Below are 19,430 nucleotides of genomic sequence, written 5' to 3' on the forward strand. Positions count from 1 at the left end.
GCCGCCGGACCGCCGTGCGCCTGCCGTACAGCGGTGCGCTTCCCGTCGGTGCGGCGGGCCCGGCCGCGGGGCGGCACACCGCCGCGGCGGGGGAACTCGGTCCCGCCGCCGCGGCGCGCTGTGCCGTCTGCAGGCACATCGTGGCTGGTCGCGCAGTTCCCCGCGCCCCTTTGGGTCGCTAGGCGCGGCCCGCCGTCTTCTGTGTGCGGCGTGAGACGGAGTCGATGACCACGGCCGCCAGCAGGACCGCGCCGGTGATCATGTACTGGACGGCGGAGGCGATGCCGAGCAGGGCCATGCCCGAGGCGATGGACTGGATGACCAGGACGCCCAGCAGCGCGGACCAGGTCTTGCCGCGGCCACCGAACAGGCTCGTACCGCCGATGACGGCCGCCGCGATGGCGTTCATCAGGAGGCTGCCGGCGCCGGAGGACTGGTTGGCGGCGTTGATCTGCGAGGCCAGGAACATGCCGCCCACGGCGGCCATCGTGCCGGAGAGCGCGAAGACCGAGATACGGACGAGGGAGACGTTGATGCCCGCGCGGCGGGCCGCCTCCACGCTGCCGCCCAGCGCGAAGATCTTGCGGCCGTAGGAGGTGCGGCGCAGCACGAAGTCCAGCGCGACCACCACCGCCAGGAAGATCACCACGGCCAGCGGCAGGCCCTTGTACTGGTTGAAGAGCCAGGCCACCAGGAAGGCGGGCACGGCCAGCACGACCGTGCGCAGCACGATCTCGCTGAGCGGGCGGCTGGGCACGCCCGCCGCCTCGCGCCGCCGGGAGTCCAGGAAGGACAGCCCGAAGAAGACGACGACGGCGACGGTGGCGAGCCCGTAGGCGGCGGCCACATCGCTGAAGTAGTAGTTGGTCAGGTGCGCGACCAGGCCGGAGTCGTCCAGGTTGATGGTGCCGTTGGAGCCCAGGATCTGCAGCATCAGGCCGTTCCAGCCCAGCAGCCCGGCCAGGGTGACGACGAAGGCCGGGACGCCTATGCGGGCGAAGAAGAAGCCGTGGATCGCACCGGCGACGGTGCCGGTCAGCAGCGCCAGGATGAGCGCGGGCCACTCCGGCACACCGTTGTTGATGTTGAGTACGGCGAAGGCCGCCGCGGCCAGGCCGCTGACCGACCCGACGGACAGGTCGATCTCGCCCAGGATGAGGACGAAGACGATCCCGACCGCGATCAGGCCCGTACCGGCGCTGGTGACGAAGAGGTTGGAGAGGTTCTCCGCGCCCAGGAAGGCCGCGTCGCGCAGCTGGAAGACGATGGCGATGACGATCAGGCCGACGACCACCGGCAGCGAGCCCAGCTCGCCGCTGCGCAGCTTGCGCCGGAACTCCTGCAGGTAGCCCTTGAAGCCCTGCTGGCGTACCAGCAGGCGCGGGTCGACGGCGGTCACGGCGCCCTGTGCCGCGGGGGCCGCCTCAAGGGTGCCCGGCTGCCCGGACGGCTCGTCGCCGCGCGGGGCCCTGGGGGTGTTGGTGGTCACTGCCGGCCCTCCCCGGTGCGCGCCTTGCGGCGGGTCACGGCGTTGTCCGTGGCGCCGGTGATGGCGGAGATGATCTCTTCCTGGGACGTGGTGCGCACGTCGAAGGTGCCGTTGTTACGGCCCAGCCGCAGGACCGCGACGCGGTCGGCGACCGCCTTGACGTCGGCCATGTTGTGGCTGATGAGGATGACACCCAGGCCGCGCTCGCGCAGCCGCTCGACGAGGTCGAGGACCTGCGCGGTCTGCTCGACGCCGAGCGCCGCGGTGGGCTCGTCCAGGATGACGACCTTGGGCTCGCCCAGCAGCGAGCGGGCGATGGCGACGGTCTGCCGCTGCCCGCCGGAGAGCGAGGCGATGGGGATGCGCACGCTGGGGATACGGATGGCGAGCGTGGCCAGCAACTCCCTTGCCCGGCGCTCCATTTCGACCTCGTCCAGCACCCCGGCGCGGATGATCTCGCGACCGAGGAAGAGGTTGCCGACGACATCGAGGTTGTCGCACAGCGCGAGGTCCTGGTAGACGGTCGCGATGCCCAGCTCCTGGGCGGCGTGCGGCCGGTCGACACCGACCGGCCTGCCCTCCCACTCGATGACGCCGTCGTCGGCGGGGCCGACGCCCGCGATCGCCTTGACCAGGGTGGACTTGCCGGCGCCGTTGTCGCCGACCAGGGCGACCACCTCACCGGGGTGGATCTCCAGCTCTACGTCGGTGAGCGCCTGAACGGCGCCGAACCGCTTGGAGATTCCGCGCAACGCCAGCACGGGCGTAGCGGACACGTGAATCATCTCCTTCGCCGCCTGACCGGCGGGCGATGTACCGTCCGGCGCCGTCCGCCGGGGGCGGGGTGGGCCATGGCGCGGGCGCCGGACGCAATTCTTGCGGGGAATGTCAATTCCCGTACAGCGAATCGGTGTTGGGCGGACGGGAATCGCAGGTGGCTTACTTCAGACCGGCCTTGTCGCACTCCGCCTTGTACTTGGCGGTGCAGATCTCGGCGGTGGTGAAGAAGCCTTCCTTGTTGACGTACTTGGCGATGTCCGCCTTGGTCAGTGCGAAGGGGTCGACGATGATCGCCGGGATGTCCTTCTGGCTGCCGCTGTCCACGGTGGTCTTGCCGACGGAGCCCGCCTTCTTGCCCTGCGCGAGGGCGACGGCGAATTCCGCGGCGGCGTCCGCCTCGGGCTTGTAGGGCTTGTAGACGCTCATGAACTGCTCGTCGGACAGAATGCGCTGGACGGCGGAGAGTTCGGCGTCCTGGCCGGTGACCGGCGGGAGCTTGGTGAATCCGGCGGCCTTCATGGCGGTGATGATGCCGCCGGCCATGCCGTCGTTCGCGGAGTAGACGCCGACGATCTGGTCCTTGCCGAGCGAGGAGATGGCGCCCTTCATGTTCTCGTTGGCGTTCTCCGGCTTCCACTCCTTGGTGTCGTACTCGCGGCCGATCTTGACCTTGCCGTCGAGTACGGAGTGCGCGCCGTCCTTGTACATCTTGGCGTTGGGGTCGGTGACCGACCCGTTCATCATGACGATCTGGCCCTTGGCGGCGTCACCGCCCAGCTCCTTGAGCAGCGACTGCCCCTGGATCTTGCCGACCCGCTCGTTGTCGACGGAGGTGTACGCCTTGATCGGGCCCTCGGCCAGGCGGTCGTAGGCGACGACGGGGATGCCCTTGTCGTTGGCCTTCTTCACCGAGCTGGCTATGGACTTGGCGTCCACGGCGTCCAGGATCAGCGCGTCGGCCTTCTTGGTGATCATCGTGTCGACCTGCTGCTGCTGGACGGAGGCGTCCTGCTTGGCGTTGTCGTAGAGGATCTTGGTGTCCTGGCCCGCCAGTTCCTTGATCTTCTTCTCGATCAGCTGCTTGTCGAACCGTTCGTAGCGCGCCGTCTGGTTCTCCGGCAGGAGCAGGCCGATGGTCAGCGGGCCCTTCTTGTCCTTCTTGTCGCCGGCGTTGTCGCCGGCCTCCTTCGCGGAACCACAGGCGGCGAGTCCGGCCGCCATCGAGGCGGCGGCCACGGCCACGGCTGCACGACGCAGGTGCGTGTTCACTTGGAAAACCTCCCTGACGAGGCCGCGTCGTTGCGGCCGAGGTGGCTGGAAGTCAACTCGGCTGCTCGCAGACCGTCAAGGAGTAAATACTTAACGAGATGACAACGGTGCCATTCGTTAGCTGTGTGAACTCACTTTGCGCCAAGTGAATACAGCGATCCGGACGATTCCGCGGCGGACGGCCACGGCGGTGCGGAAAGCGGGACCGGAAAAACCGACACCCGCCGCCGTTTCCCGCGCCGGACCTCAGGCCAGGGCCGGCGCCTCGGCGGACAGCGCCCCGTCCAGCAGCGTGGAATCGCCCATCTCGCTCAGCACGAGCGCGAGCGCGCCCAGCACCTCGGCACGACCGCCGAGCGTACCCGGCACGATCCCCAACTGCCGTGCCGCGCTGGGGATCGCATAGCGCGAAACCGACTCCCGGATCGGTCCCAGCACCAGCTCCCCCGCCTCCGCGAGATCGCCGCCGAGCACCACCCTGCTGGGGTTGAGCAGGTTGCAGAGGTTGGCCACTCCGCTGCCGATGTGCCGCCCCACGTCCGCGATCACCCGGCGGCAGCCCGGGTCGCCCTCGCCCGCGAGCCGTACCACCTCGGCCATGGTCAGGTCGGGGCCGTGGCTGGGCTGCAGCAGCGGCAGGACGTAGCGGGCGGCGGTGAAGGTCTCCAGGCAGCCGCGGTTGCCGCAGCGGCACACCGGGCCCGACTCGTCCAGCGTGATGTGCCCGATCTCGCCCGCGGTGCCGCCCGGGCCCCGGTAGATCTGCCCGCTGATGACCAGGCCCGCGCCGACACCGCTGGCGACCTTGATGTACGCCAGGTCGGCCGCGCCGCGCCCGCTGCCCCACACCAGTTCGCCCAGCGCGCCCAGGTTGGCGTCGTTGTCCACGTACACCGGGACGCCCAGGCGCTCGGACAGCGCCCGGCGCGGGTTCGTACCGCTCCAGCCCGGCAGGATCGCCGTCGAGCCGAGCGTGCCGGACTCCATGTCGATGGGTCCCGGTACGCCGAGGCCGACCCCGATCACCTTGTCGACGCCGATGCCGGTGGTCTCGATCAGCCGGCTGACCAGGCGCTCGGCGCGGTCGAAGCCGTCGGCGGCCGAGGCGTCCACATCGATGGGCTCGGACTCCTCCGCGAGCACCTGATGGGCGAGGTTGCCGACGGCGACGCGCAGATGGGAATGGCCGAAATCGACGCCGACCACGATGCCGGCGTCGCCGGACAGGGAGACGCTGCGGGCCCGGCGCCCGCCCGCGGAGGTGGGGGTGACCTCGACGGTCCCGCCGTCCTTGAGCTCGCGCACGATGTTGGAGACCGTGGCCGCGGACAGCCCGGTGGTCCGGGCGATCTCCGCCTGGGTCAGCGAGCCCGCCATGCGCACGGCCCGTACGACCCGTTCCAGATTGGCCCGGTGCAGCGAGGACTGCGACCCCGGAGTCTCCATCGACTCATCCACTCCCGCCTGGGCCCGAGGGCCCCTCCCAGCGGCTGCTGGGAAAGGCTCGACGGCCGCCCGCCGGCCGGGCCGCGTCAGCGGGGCCCGACATGTCTCCAACATATGAAGCCTAGCTGAGCTGCCCGGGCCGTCTCCCGTCAAGGCCTGTGCCGGGGCGGGAGGCCCCGGGAGGCGGTCAGCGCGGGACGATCCACGCGATCCAGGCATCCGTACCCGCCCGGTGGCGGCCCCGGACGCCCCGCGGAGGGCGGCCGCCACGGTCGGCGGCCGCCTCACAGGTGCCCGAAGTATCCCTCCATGTCTCGAATTCACGAGATCACTTACTGCGGGTACGGGCCGTACGAGCCCGCTGTGCCCGCTACTTGAGCGCGCCCGCCGTCAGACCTGCCACCACCTGCCGCTGGAAGATGATGTACGCGGCGAGCACCGGCAGCATCGCGATGGTCAGACCCGCGAACAGGCCGGACCAGTCGCCCTTGTACCCCTGGCTGACCGCCAGCGCCACCAGCCCCTGGGTGAGCACCTTCTTGTCCGGGTCGCCGACGTTGAGCACCGTCGGCAGCAGGTACTGGTTCCACTGCCCCAGGAAGTTGAAGATGCCCACGCTGATCAGGCCCGGCTTGGCCATCGGCAGCATCACCTGGAAGAAGGTGCGGGTGTGCGAGGCCCCGTCGATCAGCGCGGCCTCGGCCACCGACGTCGGCAGGGTCTTGAAGAACCCGCTGAGGAAGAAGACGGTGAACGGCAGCGAATAAGCGATATAGACCAGGATCAGCCCGTGGTAGGTGTCCAGCAGCGCCATGTTCTTCATGACGAAGAACAGCGGCACCAGCGCCAGGATGACCGGGAAGCCCATGCCGCCCACGAACAGGAAATAGATGAAGCGGTTTCCCGGGAAGTCGAACCGGGCCAGCACATAGGCCGCCATCGACCCCAGCAGCATGGTGCCAACCAGCGAACCACCCACCACGATCAGGGAATTGAGGAAGTACTGGCCCATGTCGGCCTTGTCCCAGGCGCGCGCCCAGTTGTCGAAGTGCAGCGCGGCGGGCAGGCCCCAGGGCGAGCCGAAGATCTCGCTGTCGTCCTTGAAGGAGCTGACCACCGCCCACAGCAGCGGCAGGGTGACCAACAGGCCCCAGATGACCAGGACTCCGTGCGAGAAGACGTTCAGGACCCGGCCCTGGCTGCCGCCGCTCGCACCGGCCAGCAGCGCCTTCCCCGCCGGGCCGCCCGGGCCGCCGTCCCGCTGCCCCGGCAGCCGGCCGCCGCCCTCCCGGCCCGGTCCGCCCGGCGCGCTCTGCGCGGAAACGTCGGACGGGTTGCTCTGCGCGCTCATCAGAACTCCAGTCGCTCGCGCCGGCCCAGCTTCATGACGATGCCCGAGAAGATGAGGGTCACGATGAGCAGGGAAACTCCGATTGCGGTGGCATATCCGGCCTGACCGTCACGGAACGTCTTCTGGTAGACGTACAGCGGCAGGACCTCGGTGGCATAGTTCGGGCCGCCGGGACCCACGCTCATGATCTGTACGAACGCGAAGGCCGACACGTCCAGGGCGAGAATGCCCATATAGATCCAGCCGGTCTGGACGGTGTCCCACAGCAGCGGCAGGGTGATGCGGAAGAAGGTGTTGAAGCGGTTGGCGCCGTCCAGCAGCGCGGCCTCGTAGAAGTCCTTGGGGATCGAGGTCATGCCCGCCGAGAAGAGCACGACGTAGAAACCGACATTGGCCCAGATCATCGCGGCCATCACACACCACAGGGCCAGCTCGGGATCGCCCAGCCAGTTCGGCTGCACCCCGTCCAGACCGATCGCCTGGAGGAAGGAGTTCAGCGCGCCGCTCTCGGGGTTGTAGGCGAACTGGAAGAGCAGCGCGATGATCGGGATCGAGAGCACCTGCGGGAAGAAATACAGAATCTTGTACGCGCCCGAGCCGCGCACACCGCCGATGACCGCCTTCTTCCTGCGGCGGCCACCGACGTTGAGCATGAAAGCGAAGAACAGCCCCAGCGAGAGCGTCACCACCGGCAGCAGGAGCAGCAGGACCACGCTGTTGCCCACCGCGGCCCAGAAGACATCGTCCTTGAAGAGCCGGGAGTAGTTCTCGAACCCGATCATCTTCAGGTCCGGACTCAGCCCGGTCCAGTTCGTGAAGGAGTAGTAGATCGCCTGCACGAACGGCGAGATCACAAAGATCGCGTAAATCGCCAGGGGCAGGACCAGGAACCCCGCGATGAAGCGGTACTTACCGTGCTGCATGACTACCGATCCCGTTCTTTCCCGGCAGACACCGCGTGGTGCGCGGGGGCCGCCGACGGTGACGCGTCGAACTCATCGGTCAGCGCTTGTACTTCTTGACGTTGCTGTCGTTGCGGGTCTCGTCGGTGTACCGCTGACAGGCCTTGATCGCCTCGTCGGGCGTCATCCGTCCCGCCATCATCTCGCCCAGCGCGCCGGTGCCGATCTTCTCCTTCTGCAGCGCCACGTACCAGTCCTGGATGCGGGGGTTGACGACATTGGTGCCCGCCGCCTCCAGCGCCTGCTGGGCTGAGGTCAGGCCGGGCGGCAGGGTGAGCCCATCGGTGCCACCGTTGAGCGAGGTGAGCGAGGAGACCTGCTTGATGAAGTTCTGCGAGGACTTCTTGCCGAGCATGATGCGCAGGAATTCCATGCCGCCCTCGGGGTTCTTGGCCTTCCGGGGCACGATGAACGGCTCACCGCCGGAGGCCCACAGGGTGCCGAAGGGCATTTTGTCGGAGGTGCTCATGCTGGAGGGGGCGCCCACCGCGAGGTCGAAGTTCTTGGGGAACTGCTTGGCGGACTCGTGCTCCACCCAGGAGCCGTTGGGGATGAACAGCGCCTTGCCCTGCGCCCAGGCCTTCTGCGACTGGAGGTGGTCCAGGCCCGGGGTGCCCTGGAGGATGTAGCCCTTCTTGAAGAGCTCGTAGTACGCCTCGAAGGCCGTTTTGACGGCCGGGCTCTTCCAGGCGTCCGGCTCCAGATTGTCGATCTTCCGCAGTTCCTCGGCGCCGCCGATCTTGGCGATGAGCGGGTAGAGGCTGAAGGGGATGTAGTAGGGGTGCTTGCCGGGATAGGTCCAGCCGGCCACGCCCTGCTTCTTCGCCTTCGCGCACAGGGCGAGCATCTCGTCCCAGGTCTTGGGGTATTCCGCGTCCAGTTTCTTGAGATTGGTCTTGGAGTACCACACGCCGTACACGGTGTAGGCGTAGTAGAGGACCCAGGTCTCCTTGCCGCCGAACTTGCCCATGTCCACGACGCCGGGGCGCAGCGTCTCGCGCACCGTCTTGCCGGGGTCGTCGAAGGAGGGGGCGTCCAGCAGCGGATTGAGGTCGGCGAGCTGGTTCTGGCCGACCAGGGTGCCGAAGTCCATTTGCTTGGCACCGGAGTTGTCGATGACGTCGGGCGGATTTCCGCCGTTGAAGCGCGGCTGGAGAACCGTCTGGATTTCCTGGGTCGCGGTGTGCTTGACCTTGCCCTGGGTCTTGGGGAAGGCGGCGACGTACGCGGCCTCGGCGTCCTTGGCGTACTGGTCACCGAATCCGCCGTCGAAGATGACCACGTCCAGGGCGGCGCTGTCATTGACCGCCAGGGGGTTCTTCTCGCTCTTCTTGCCCTTTTCCGGTTTGTCGCCGTCGTCACTGCCGCCGCCGGCGCAGGCGGCCAGGGCGCTCATGGTTGGCACGGCGATGATCCCGAGGGCGGTGGCCCGCTTGACCAGATCGCGACGGCTGAATTCTGAGGTGGATCCCATGCTCAAGTCCTCGCCTTCTTCAGGACTCAGGCGGTGTACCGGAGCCACCCCGGCACCGCGGGTCAGATGAAGCTGAGTTGTACGGGATGTGCGCCGGGCGCGCCAGAGATTCGCAGAGAATGTCTTGATGATCCGCCGCGGGTTCCCCCGGGTCCGCGCGGCCCCCATCGCACAGCCGCTCGGACGCCGACAGGTATAGTCCACTTCCCGTCAACTGAGCAAGATCGAAAGCAGAGTTGGGCTGCGTCTTTCCCGAGTTGAGACCTCTTCGACATGCGCCCAATTGGTCCGGACCATAAGCCCGCGACTCTCCCACGCACCCTTGACACCATTCGCCCCACACCCCTTACTTGTCTCTGCGTCACGTAACTGACAACGATGTCAACCTCGTTGGGGGGCTCGCGTGCGGCACAGACAGCGATCCGGACGACTCCAGTGGCCGGGACGGCTCAGACCCTCGGCACTCCCGGCGCGCGCCGCCGCGCTCACGGCGGCGGCCCTGCTCGTGGTGACGGCCCAGGGAGCCGCCGTCGCCGCGCCACCTCAACCCACCGGCGCCGCCAAGGAGTTCAGCTCCTCCTTCGAACCGGGCGAGGCGGCCCCCGACTGGCGCGACACCGCCGAGACGGGCCCCGACGGCAGACCGTGGACCTCCGGGGTCCAGCGCGAGGACGCACCCGGCGCTCCCGGCATGAGCAGCCGCCCGGACACCGGCCCCGCCGACTCCCCCACCGCCAAGAAGAACGCCGGCTTCACCGGTACCCACGCGCTGCGCTACGCGGGCACCCACACCGCGCCCGGCCGCGGCCACGCGTACAACAAGGTCTTCGACGTCAACGTCCGCGTCACCCCGGCCACTTCGCTCTCTTACAAGATCTTCCCCGAGATGTCGAGGACGGATCTGGCCTATCCCGCCACGCATGCCGCACTCGATCTGGCGTTCACCGACGGGACGTATCTGAGCCGGCTGGGCGCACGCGACCAGTACGGCGCGCCGCTGACCCCGCGCGGCCAGGCCGACGCCAAGACGCTGTACGTCAACCAGTGGAACAACCGGGAGTCCCGGATCGGCGCGGTCGCGGCGGGCAAGACCATCGACCGCATCCTGATCGCGTACGACTCCCCCGCCGCCCCCAAGGCCGCCCCGGCCTTCCGCGGCTGGGTCGACGACATCGCCCTGGGCCCCAAGGCTCCGGAAAAGCGCCTGGCGCATCTGAGCGACTACGCGGTCACCACCCGCGGCACCCACTCCAGCGGCGGCTTCTCGCGCGGCAACACCTTCCCCGCCACCGCCGTCCCCGGCGGCTTCAACTTCTGGACGCCGGTGACCGACGCGGGCTCCACGGACTGGCTGTACGAGTACGCGCGCAGGAACAACGCCGCGAACCTGCCCACCCTCCAGGCCTTCAGCGCCAGCCACGAGCCCAGCCCCTGGATGGGCGACCGGCAGACCTTCCAGGTCATGCCGTCCACCGCGGCGGGCACCCCCGACGCCTCGCGCAGCGCCCGCGCGCTGCCCTTCCGGCACGCCAACGAGAAGGCCAGGCCGCACTATTACGGCGTCACCTTCGAGAACGGCCTCAAGGCGGAGATCACCCCGTCCGACCACGCCGCCATGATGCGCTTCACCTTCCCCGGCGACAGCGCGAGCCTGATCTTCGACAACGTCAACAACAAGGGCGGCCTGACGCTGGACACCCGGCGCGGCGTGGTCAGCGGCTTCTCCGACGTCAAGAGCGGGCTGTCCACCGGCGCCACCCGGATGTTCGTGTACGCCGTCTTCGACGCCCCCGTCACCGGCGGCGGCAGGCTCGGCGGCGGCGGGGGCCCGGACGTCACCGGCTATCTCCGCTTCGATCCCGGGGCCGACCGCACCGTCACCATGCGGATCGCCACCTCCCTGATCAGCGTCGACCAGGCCAGGGACAATCTGCGGCGCGAGATACCCGGCGGCGCCTCCTTCGGCCGCACCAAGGACCGCGCGCAGGCGCAGTGGGACGATCTGCTGGGCCGGATCGAGGTCGAGGGCGCCACCCGCGACCAGCTCACCACCCTGTACTCCAACCTCTACCGGCTCTACCTCTACCCCAACTCCGGTTTCGAGAAGGTCGGTTCGAAGAGCCGCTACGCCAGCCCCTTCTCGCCCGCGGAGCGGCCCGACACCCCCACCCGCACCGGCTCGAAGATCGTGGACGGGCAGGTGTACGTCAACAACGGCTTCTGGGACACCTACCGGACCACCTGGCCCGCCTATTCCTTCCTCACCCCGAAACGGGCCGGCCGCATGGTCGACGGATTCGTCCAGCAGTACAAGGACGGCGGCTGGATCTCCCGCTGGTCCTCCCCCGGTTACGCGGATCTGATGACCGGTACCAGCTCGGATGTCGCCTTCGCCGACGCGTACGGCAAGGGCGTGAAGTTCGACGTCGAGGCCGCTTATGAGGCGGCGCTGAAGAACGCCACCGTCGCACCGCCCAGCGCCGGGGTGGGCCGCAAGGGCATGAACACCTCGCCCTTCCTGGGATATACGAGCACGAAGACCGGCGAGGGCATGTCCTGGGCACTGGAGGGATATCTCAACGACTTCGGCCTGGCCCGCATGGGCGAGGCGCTGTACGAGAAGACCGGGAAGGCCCGCTACAAAGAGGAGTCGGCCTACTTCCTCAACCGCGCCCGCAATTACGTCAAGCTCTTCGACGACAAGGTCGGCTTCTTCCAGGGCAAAAACGCCGACGGCTCCTGGCGCCTGCCGCCTGCCGCCTTCGACCCCCGGGTGTGGGGCCACGACTACACCGAGACCAACGCCTGGAACTTCGCCTTCACCGCGCCCCAGGACACCCGGGGCCTGGCCAATCTCTACGGCGGCCGCGCGGGCCTGGCCAGGAAACTGGACGCCTACTTCGCCACTCCCGAAACCGCGGCCAAGGAGTTCGCCGGGTCCTACGGCCAAGTCATCCACGAGATGACCGAGGCCAGGGACGTACGAATGGGCATGTACGGGCACAGCAACCAGCCCTCGCACCACATCGCCTACGCCTACGACGCCGCGGGACAGCCCTGGAAGACCCAGGAGAAGGTCCGCGAGGTCCTCTCCCGGCTCTATCTCGGCAGCGAGATCGGCCAGGGATATCCCGGCGACGAGGACAACGGCGAGATGTCCGCGTGGTACATCTTCTCCGCCCTCGGCTTCTATCCGCTGGTGATGGGCGCGCCCGAATACGCCGTGGGCTCCCCGCTGTTCACCAAGGCCACCGTCCATCTCGAAGGCGGCCGCGACCTCGTCGTCAAGGCCCCGCGCAACAGTGCCCGCAATGTGTACGTCCAGGGGCTGAAGGTGAACGGGAAGCCCTGGAATTCCACCGCGCTGCCGCACCGGCTGCTGGCCCGCGGCGGCACCCTGGAATTCGCGATGGGCCCCGAGCCGTCCGCATGGGGCAGCGGCAAGAACGCCGCCCCCAGCTCCATCACCCAGGACGACAAGGTGCCCACGCCGCAGGGCGACGCGACCGTGCCGGACGGCGGCGCCCTCACGGACAACACCTCCGATACCTCGGCGACGGTGACCGAGGCGAAGCTCCGGGTCGCCCCGGGCTCCCGGGTGACCTCCTACACCCTCACCTCGGCAGCACGGTCCACGGCACCGCGCTCCTGGGTACTGGAGGGCTCCGACGACGGCAGCACCTGGCGCCAGGTCGACCGCCGCAGCGACGAGTCCTTCACCTGGGACCGCCAGACCCGGGTCTTCAGCCCGGCGTCACCGGGCACCTACCGCCACTACCGCCTGACCCTGAACGGCAGCGCGACCCTGGCGGAGGTGGAACTGCTCTCCTGACCGACGGGCCGTCAGGCCGGCAAAGCACCTGACCGACAGCCCGGGGCCGTACCCACGGCGCGGAACTCCCGCGCGGGGTACGGCCCTTCAGGGTGAGAGGGTCTGCACGAACCGGTACTGCGTGCTCTCGCGCCCCCGCTCCCCCGGTGCGCCCAGTTCCACCAGCGCCATCGGCCGGTCGGCCGGCTCGCCGGTGTCCGGTTCGAAGGCGATCGGGCCGCTGACGCCGCGTATCCGGTAGCTGCCGCCGGTCTGCCCCAGCAGGTCCAGGACCGTCCGCGCGGTGACCTCGCCCTGGCCGTAGCTGTCCAGGGCCCGCCGGGCGGCGATGCCCGCGGTGTACACCGCGTCGTGCCCCACCATCGCCTGGCCGTTGTCCAAGGTGCGCGCGCTGCCGCCGCGCACCTGGAGATAGCGCCGCTCGAAGTCCGGGTACGGGCCGTTCTCGCGGCCCTTGTAGAGCTGTGCGGACGCGTCGGGGTGGGTGTAGGCGGTGTACAGGGCCCGCAGTCCGCTGGCCTTCCAGCGCCTGCCCAGCTCGGCCAGCTCCGGTTCGCCCCGCGCGTGGCTGGTGTCGAAGTAGACGCCCACCGCGCTGGATCCGGAGAGCACGGTCACCGGGCAGCGGCGCCGGTTCTCGCCTGCGGCCTCGATGAAGCTGCGCAGCTCCCGTCCACGGCCCGCGAAGTACACGGCGTCGGGCGGCGGTCCGGTGCCGCAGACCTTCTCCGCCACCACCCGCAGCGCGTTGCCCTCGCCCGGCGCGGCGCCCGAGGTGAAGGGGACGACCTCCTCGACGCGTACGCCCACGCGCCGGGCGGCGTCCATGAACCCCGTGTAGAGCGAGGCGTCGTAGACGTCCCCCGCCTTGCTGTCCCGGACCACTTGCACGCGGTATCCGGCCTTCTCCCCCTGGAGCTTCCTGACGTAGCGGGCCGCGGCCGCCGCCTGTTCGCCGGCCGGGAAGGACACCCGGAAGAATCCGGGACGCTCGGAGCGCATCTCGTCGGCGGCGACGGTGGCGCCGACCGTGGGCACCCCGGCCGCCCGCAGGGTGCTGACCGCCTTGGCCGTACGGTCGTTGCTCTGCCCGATGCCCGCGACCGCGACCAGCCGGTCCGCCCCCTGCCGGTCCAGGAGCATGCGCGCCACCTCGTCCGCGTACGCGTCGTCGCGGCCGGTGTTGGCCAGCAGCAATCGGACGCGGGGCAGGGTGCCGCGCTCGGCGTTGAGTTCGAGCTGGGCGATGTGCGCGCCGGTGACGGCCTGCCGGGTGCCCTCGGGGCCACGGTCCTCGGTGCCGCCGGACATCGATTCGAGGTAGGCGATGGCCACCGATCTCTCTCCGGATGCGGCGACCCTGCGGTTCTCCGCGTGGATCCGCTCGCTGATGTCGCGCAGCCCGGGGAAGGCGTAGCCGCCGTCGGTCACTCCGACGCACTCGCCGCTGTCCTTCTTGGGGACGCCGGAAGCGCATTCGTTCAGCGCCCGGTCGATGCGGTGGCCCCCGTAGCCGATCGCTGCCGCCAGGACCACCACGAGGAGCGCCAGCAGCACCTTGTTGCGCGGGCGCCGGGGAACGGACAGGTCCGTCGTGGTCATCGCCAGGGCTCCTTTTGGTACTGCTCCGCCTTGTCCAGCAGCGCGGCGGTCCAGGCGACGCGCTGGGTGTGGGCGGCGGCCAGCGTGTGGAAACGTGCGTTGATCTCCGCGTACAGCGATGCGTACGGGTCTGCGAGCGGTTCGCGGTAGGGGTCGCCGACGAGGTCGGTGGCCGGGTCCTCGGGCGGTTCGGGGGCGATCCAACTCGCCGCCAGGAGGCGGGTGATGGTGCGCAGCCGCGGGCCGACGGCCTCGTCGCCCAGGTGTCGTACCAAGGATTCGTACCGCTGCCACGGGGATCCGCCGTCCTCGCCCACGGCGCGGGCGGGCAGCGGCGCCCTGCGCAGCCGGCACAGGTCGGCGCACCACGCCTCGGGCGCCACCCGCTCGAAGGCGGCGTCCAGGTACGCGGCTGCGGCCGGCAGGTCGCCGGAGGCCAGCGCGTGGTACGCGGACAGCCTCGGCTCGCCGCGCGCCTGGGCCTCCGCGCGCAGTTCGGCGTGGACCGTGTGCGGGTCCTGGAGGGAGCTGAGCAGCAGGCGGCGCAGCAGCGGGTGCGGCGTTCCCGTGCCGCCGTCGGCGCGGGTGTCACCGGTGTCCAGGTGCATGGTGCACAGCCGATCCCGGCAAAAGGCGTGGTACGCGGTGCGCAGCTGGTCGGCGGCCTCGTCCCGCAGCCGGCGGGTGACCAGGGCCTGGGCCAGGTCGGGCGCGGCGGCGGCCCTGGCCAGCAACTCCCGCAACCCTTCCGGTGCGTCGATGGGCAGCAGTCTGTCCAGCAGCACGGGGACGAGGCCGCCGTCGGGCCGCAGGACGGCGCGCAGCCGCACCTCCCACTCCGCGCCGCTCTCGAAGTCGTGGAGCGCGGCCAGGAAGCGGGCGGTGCCGGCCGGCTGGCCGCGGGTGAGTTCGTGCACCGCCCAGCCCAGCCAGCTCGCCCCGGCACTGCCCCGGGGTGCGGGCGCCGAAGCGGTCTGCAGGATCTCCGCCGCCTGCTGCTCCACCTCGGTGCGGGTCAGGTCGCGCAGCTGTCCCACCCGCAGCCCGTCGGCGACGTCCTGTGGGGCGAAGGCCGTGCCGGGGAGCCAGCGGCCCGGGGGGTCACCGGCGTACTGCCAGCCGTACTCCACGTTCTGCAGCGTTTCGGGGTAGCTGCCGGCCATGGCCAGGATCACCAGCAGGTCGCGGTCCGCCGGCCGGCGCTCCTGGAGCAGCAGGCGCAGCACCTCGCCGCCGAGCCGGTTGTCGACGTTGTCCAGGAGGACCAGACAGCGCACGGCCCAGTCCTGCCTGGCGTAGCAGCGGCGCAGTTCGCGCAGGAAGACCTCGCACACCACGCGTTCGGTGCGTCTTCGGTCCTCGTCAACCCCGCCGTTGTAGGCGAGGTTGAGTTCGATCAGGACGTCCAGGGCGGACTTGACGGTGGCCGACCTGCGGATGTCGGTCAGGTTCCAGCGCACCCGGCTGTGCAGCCAGCCCCGTTCGCCCAGGGGCAGCAGCTGGAGCGCGGTGGCCAGTGCGGAGGGCAGGCCCACCATCGAAGCGGCCGCCTGCGCCACCTGGTTGACGTCCGCCAGCCACTGGGACGGGGGGCCGGCCAGCTCCTGGCCCAGGCGGCGCCGGGTCGCGGCCCGGTCGTGCGGGTCGACCTCGGCGTCCAGTGCGGCGCACACCAGCCGGAAGGCGGGGAAGGACAGGCGCGGTACGTGTTTCTTGCGGGGTTCGAGCCCGAACGCCACCGCTTTGAGCACGTCGACGGGCCGGCGTTCCTGCCGTGCGAACGCGGCCAGATCCAGCTGGAGGACCGGTGCGTTCCGCGCCCAGTGGGCGAGCGCCCTCAGCAGGGTCGTTTTTCCACTGCCGCGCGGGCCGAGCACCAGCGTGACGGGCCGCTGCTCCGGCGCCGGTCCTCCGGCCCCGGGCAGGACCAGCGAGGCGAGGTAGGTCTGCACCGACCGGTCGCGCTCGGACTCCCCCGCCCACTCCCGCGGCATCGCCCACCCCCTGCGCTCACCGCCACGCCGGCGTGGCAGCTCGAGAGGGGGATCAATATCCCCGTGACATAGGGCAGTTGCAACCCTGTTGCACCCACCGGTCGCCACCGCGCCCGGCGCAGCGGCTCGTATCGGACACGACGGGGGCCGCACCCCTGACATCCAGGGGTGCGGCCCTCAACTGCTGCGTACTGCCGCTTACTTGCGGATCAGGCTGCGCAGCACGTACTGCATGATGCCGCCGTTGCGGTAGTAGTCCGCCTCGCCGGGGGTGTCGATGCGGACGACCGCGTCGAACTCGACGCCCGTGTCGGTGGTGACCTTGACGGTGCGCGGCGTGGTGCCGTTGTTCAGCTCGGTGACGCCCTCGAAGGAGAAGGTCTCCTCGCCGGTCAGGCCGAGGGACTCGGCCGAGGCGCCCTCGGGGAACTGGAGCGGCAGGACGCCCATGCCGATGAGGTTCGAGCGGTGGATGCGCTCGTAGGACTCGGCGATGACGGCCTTGACGCCCAGGAGCGCGGTGCCCTTGGCGGCCCAGTCGCGCGAGGAGCCGGAGCCGTACTCCTTGCCCGCGAGCACGACGAGCGGGATGTCCTGCTCGATGTAGTTGCGCGAGGCGTCGTAGATGAAGGAGACCGGGCCGCCCTCGACGGTGAAGTCGCGGGTGAAGCCGCCCTCGGTGCCCGGCGCGATCTGGTTGCGCAGGCGGATGTTGGCGAAGGTGCCGCGGATCATGACCTCGTGGTTGCCACGGCGCGAGCCGTAGGAGTTGAAGTCGCGACGCTCGACGCCGTGCTCGGTGAGGTACTTGCCCGCCGGGGTGTCGGCCTTGATGGCACCGGCCGGGGAGATGTGGTCGGTGGTGACCGAGTCGCCCAGCTTGGCCAGGACCCGGGCACCGGAGATGTCGGTGACCGGCGCCGGCTCCATCTGCATGCCCTCGAAGTACGGGGGCTTGCGCACGTAGGTGGACTCGGTGTCCCACTCGAAGGTGTTGCCGGTCGGGATCGGCAGCGCCTGCCACTGGGCGTCGCCCGCGAAGACGTCGGAGTAGGACTTGTTGAACATGTCCTCGCCGATGGCGTTGGCCACGACGTCGTTGACCTCGGCCTCGGAGGGCCAGATGTCCTTGAGGTAGACCGGGTTGCCGTCCTGGTCGGTGCCCAGCGCCTCGGTGGTGATGTCCACCTTCATGGAGCCCGCGATGGCGTACGCGACGACCAGCGGCGGGGAGGCCAGGTAGTTCATCTTGACGTCGGGGTTGATCCGGCCCTCGAAGTTACGGTTGCCGGAGAGCACCGAGGTGACGGCCAGGTCGTGCTCGTTGACGGCCTTGGAGACCTCCTCCGGCAGCGGGCCGGAGTTGCCGATGCAGGTGGTGCAGCCGTAGCCGACGAGGTTGAAGCCGACCTTGTCGAGGTAGGGGGTCAGGCCCGCCTTGTCGAAGTAGTCGGTGACGACCTTGGAGCCCGGGGCGAGGGTGGTCTTGACCCACGGCTTGCGGGTCAGGCCCTTCTCGACCGCCTTCTTGGCCACGAGCGCGGCGGCGACCATGACGTAGGGGTTCGAGGTGTTGGTGCAGGAGGTGATCGCGGCGACGGTGACGGCGCCGTGGTCGATCTCGTAGGTCGAGCCGTCGGGGGCCGTGACCGTGGTCGGGCGCGAGGGGACACCGTTGGAGGTGGCCGGGGCGTCGGAGGCCGGGAAGGACTCCTTGCCCGCCTCCTCGTCCTCGGAGACGTAGTTGCGCACGTCGACGGCGAACTGCTGGGCGGCGTTGGCCAGGACGATGCGGTCCTGGGGACGCTTGGGGCCGGCGATCGAGGGGACGACCGTGGCCAGGTCCAGCTCGAGCTTCTCGGAGAAGTCCGGCTCGGCGGCCGGGTCCAGCCACAGGCCCTGCTCCTTGGCGTACGCCTCGACGAGCGCGACCTGCTGCTCGTCACGGCCCGTCAGGCGCAGGTACTTCAGCGTCTCGTCGTCGATCGGGAAGATCGCGGCGGTGGAGCCGAACTCGGGCGACATGTTGCCGATGGTGGCGCGGTTCGCGAGGGAGGTGGCGGCGACGCCCTCACCGTAGAACTCGACGAACTTGCCGACGACGCCGTGCTTGCGCAGCATCTCGGTGATGGTCAGCACCAGGTCGGTGGCGGTGGTGCCGGCGGGCAGCTCACCGGTCAGCTTGAAGCCGACGACGCGCGGGATGAGCATGGAGACCGGCTGGCCCAGCATCGCGGCCTCGGCCTCGATGCCGCCGACGCCCCAGCCCAGCACGCCCAGGCCGTTGACCATGGTGGTGTGCGAGTCGGTGCCGACGAGGGTGTCGGGGTAGGCCTGGCCGTTGCGGACCATGACGGTGCGGGCCAGGTGCTCGATGTTGACCTGGTGGACGATGCCGGTGCCCGGGGGGACGACCTTGAACTCGTCGAAGGCGGTCTGGCCCCAGCGCAGGAACTGGTAGCGCTCCTTGTTGCGGCCGTACTCCAGCTCGACGTTCTGGCCGAAGGCGTCCTTGGTGCCGAACTTGTCGGCGATGACGGAGTGGTCGATGACCAGCTCGGCCGGGGCCAGCGGGTTGATCTTCGCCGGGTCGCCGCCCAGCTCCTTGACGGCCTCACGCATGGTGGCGAGGTCCACGACGCAGGGCACGCCGGTGAAGTCCTGCATGATCACGCGAGCCGGCGTGAACTGGATCTCCTCGCTGGGCTGCGCCTGCGAGTCCCAGTTGCCGAGCGACCGGATGTGGTCGGCGGTGATGTTCGCGCCGTCCTCGGTACGGAGCAGGTTCTCCAGCAGCACCTTCAGGCTGTAGGGAAGGCGTGCGGAGCCCTCGACCTTGTCCAGCTTGAAGATCTCGTACGACTCGTCGCCCACGCGCAGCGTGCTGCGGGCGTCGAAGCTGTTCGCCGACACGACAGTCTCCTTCATGCATGAATTCGCGCGTACCACCGCAATCCTGCCGTTGCAGGTCCATGCCGATCAGCTAAGGTAAGGCTTAGTTAGGTGAGCCTTACTAGCGCGGCAGCGGTACGCCTCTCGGCAGATATCTCGATGTCGAGATAACTCTAGTACATCGCCGCCGCGGGGTCATGCCCTGCCCACCGTGGCCTGGGCCACCCCGCCCCGCCACCCGCGGCGGACAGCACCGACTTCGACGGTGACCTGGACGTTCATGACCTCGAAGATCCCTCGCGCCGTCCACGAGAACCCGGCCGCCGCCCCCGACCGGCC

11 protein-coding genes are annotated in these 19,430 nt (G+C 69.5%); 1 reads left to right on the plus strand and 10 read right to left on the minus strand.

Annotated elements, in window-relative coordinates; translation table 11 throughout:
• Positions 1-178 precede the first annotated feature (178 nt).
• The 7 genes from AC4IJH_RS21340 to ngcE form a co-directional block, all read right to left on the minus strand.
• On the minus strand, positions 179-1,489 hold the full coding sequence (locus AC4IJH_RS21340) for a sugar ABC transporter permease (protein ID WP_490853396.1): 1,311 nt from the start codon (positions 1,487-1,489) through the stop codon (positions 179-181).
• A complete protein-coding gene (locus tag AC4IJH_RS21345) occupies positions 1,486-2,274 on the minus strand; it encodes an ATP-binding cassette domain-containing protein (protein WP_490853397.1) in 789 nt (262 codons plus the stop codon). Before AC4IJH_RS21345 ends, AC4IJH_RS21340 begins: the two co-directional genes overlap by 4 nt.
• Before the next feature lie 154 nt (positions 2,275-2,428).
• Positions 2,429-3,538, minus strand: coding sequence for a substrate-binding domain-containing protein (locus AC4IJH_RS21350; RefSeq protein WP_490853398.1), 1,110 nt, complete (start codon positions 3,536-3,538; stop codon positions 2,429-2,431).
• Positions 3,539-3,784: 246 nt separating this feature from the next.
• Positions 3,785-4,984: an ROK family transcriptional regulator gene (locus tag AC4IJH_RS21355; protein ID WP_490853399.1), complete on the minus strand. Its 1,200-nt coding sequence runs from the start codon at positions 4,982-4,984 to the stop codon at positions 3,785-3,787.
• Positions 4,985-5,354: 370 nt separating this feature from the next.
• Positions 5,355-6,335: a carbohydrate ABC transporter permease gene (locus AC4IJH_RS21360; protein WP_490853400.1), complete on the minus strand. Its 981-nt coding sequence runs from the start codon at positions 6,333-6,335 to the stop codon at positions 5,355-5,357.
• Complete coding sequence (locus tag AC4IJH_RS21365) at positions 6,335-7,258, minus strand: carbohydrate ABC transporter permease (RefSeq protein WP_490853401.1); 924 nt, start codon at positions 7,256-7,258, stop codon at positions 6,335-6,337. Before AC4IJH_RS21365 ends, AC4IJH_RS21360 begins: the two co-directional genes overlap by 1 nt.
• A 79-nt stretch (positions 7,259-7,337) precedes the next feature.
• Positions 7,338-8,771 carry an N-acetylglucosamine/diacetylchitobiose ABC transporter substrate-binding protein gene (ngcE, locus tag AC4IJH_RS21370; RefSeq protein ID WP_490853402.1) on the minus strand — a complete coding sequence of 478 codons (1,434 nt, stop codon included), beginning with the start codon at positions 8,769-8,771 and terminating at the stop codon, positions 7,338-7,340.
• 505 nt (positions 8,772-9,276) lie between these two features.
• Here ngcE and AC4IJH_RS21375 point away from each other — a divergent pair.
• Positions 9,277-12,603 carry a GH92 family glycosyl hydrolase gene (locus AC4IJH_RS21375; RefSeq protein ID WP_490853416.1) on the plus strand — a complete coding sequence of 1,109 codons (3,327 nt, stop codon included), beginning with the start codon at positions 9,277-9,279 and terminating at the stop codon, positions 12,601-12,603.
• A gap of 87 nt (positions 12,604-12,690) precedes the next feature.
• Here the strand turns inward: AC4IJH_RS21375 and AC4IJH_RS21380 are convergent, their stop codons facing one another.
• The 3 genes from AC4IJH_RS21380 to acnA all read right to left on the minus strand — a co-directional run bounded on the left by AC4IJH_RS21380 (position 12,691) and on the right by acnA (position 19,112).
• Positions 12,691-14,205 (minus strand): ABC transporter substrate-binding protein, encoded by a 1,515-nt coding sequence (locus tag AC4IJH_RS21380; protein ID WP_490853403.1) that lies wholly within the window; start codon positions 14,203-14,205, stop codon positions 12,691-12,693.
• Positions 14,202-16,199: an ATP-binding protein gene (locus AC4IJH_RS21385; protein ID WP_490853404.1), complete on the minus strand. Its 1,998-nt coding sequence runs from the start codon at positions 16,197-16,199 to the stop codon at positions 14,202-14,204. Before AC4IJH_RS21385 ends, AC4IJH_RS21380 begins: the two co-directional genes overlap by 4 nt.
• 198 nt (positions 16,200-16,397) lie before the next feature.
• Positions 16,398-19,112 (minus strand): aconitate hydratase AcnA, encoded by a 2,715-nt coding sequence (gene acnA, locus AC4IJH_RS21390; protein WP_490853405.1) that lies wholly within the window; start codon positions 19,110-19,112, stop codon positions 16,398-16,400.
• Positions 19,113-19,430 lie beyond the last annotated feature (318 nt).

The sequence above is a fragment of the Streptomyces sp. UF-297 genome (genome assembly GCF_058245575.1).

Coding starts and splice junctions, on each gene's coding strand:
- AC4IJH_RS21345 (WP_490853397.1), bottom strand. CDS start 2,274: ATGATTCACGTGTCCGCTACGCCCGTGCTGGCGTTGCGCGGAATCTCC.
- AC4IJH_RS21355 (WP_490853399.1), bottom strand. CDS start 4,984: ATGGAGACTCCGGGGTCGCAGTCCTCGCTGCACCGGGCCAATCTGGAA.
- AC4IJH_RS21360 (WP_490853400.1), bottom strand. CDS start 6,335: ATGAGCGCGCAGAGCAACCCGTCCGACGTTTCCGCGCAGAGCGCGCCG.
- AC4IJH_RS21365 (WP_490853401.1), bottom strand. CDS start 7,258: ATGCAGCACGGTAAGTACCGCTTCATCGCGGGGTTCCTGGTCCTGCCC.
- ngcE (WP_490853402.1), bottom strand. CDS start 8,771: ATGGGATCCACCTCAGAATTCAGCCGTCGCGATCTGGTCAAGCGGGCC.
- AC4IJH_RS21380 (WP_490853403.1), bottom strand. CDS start 14,205: ATGACCACGACGGACCTGTCCGTTCCCCGGCGCCCGCGCAACAAGGTG.
- AC4IJH_RS21385 (WP_490853404.1), bottom strand. CDS start 16,199: ATGCCGCGGGAGTGGGCGGGGGAGTCCGAGCGCGACCGGTCGGTGCAG.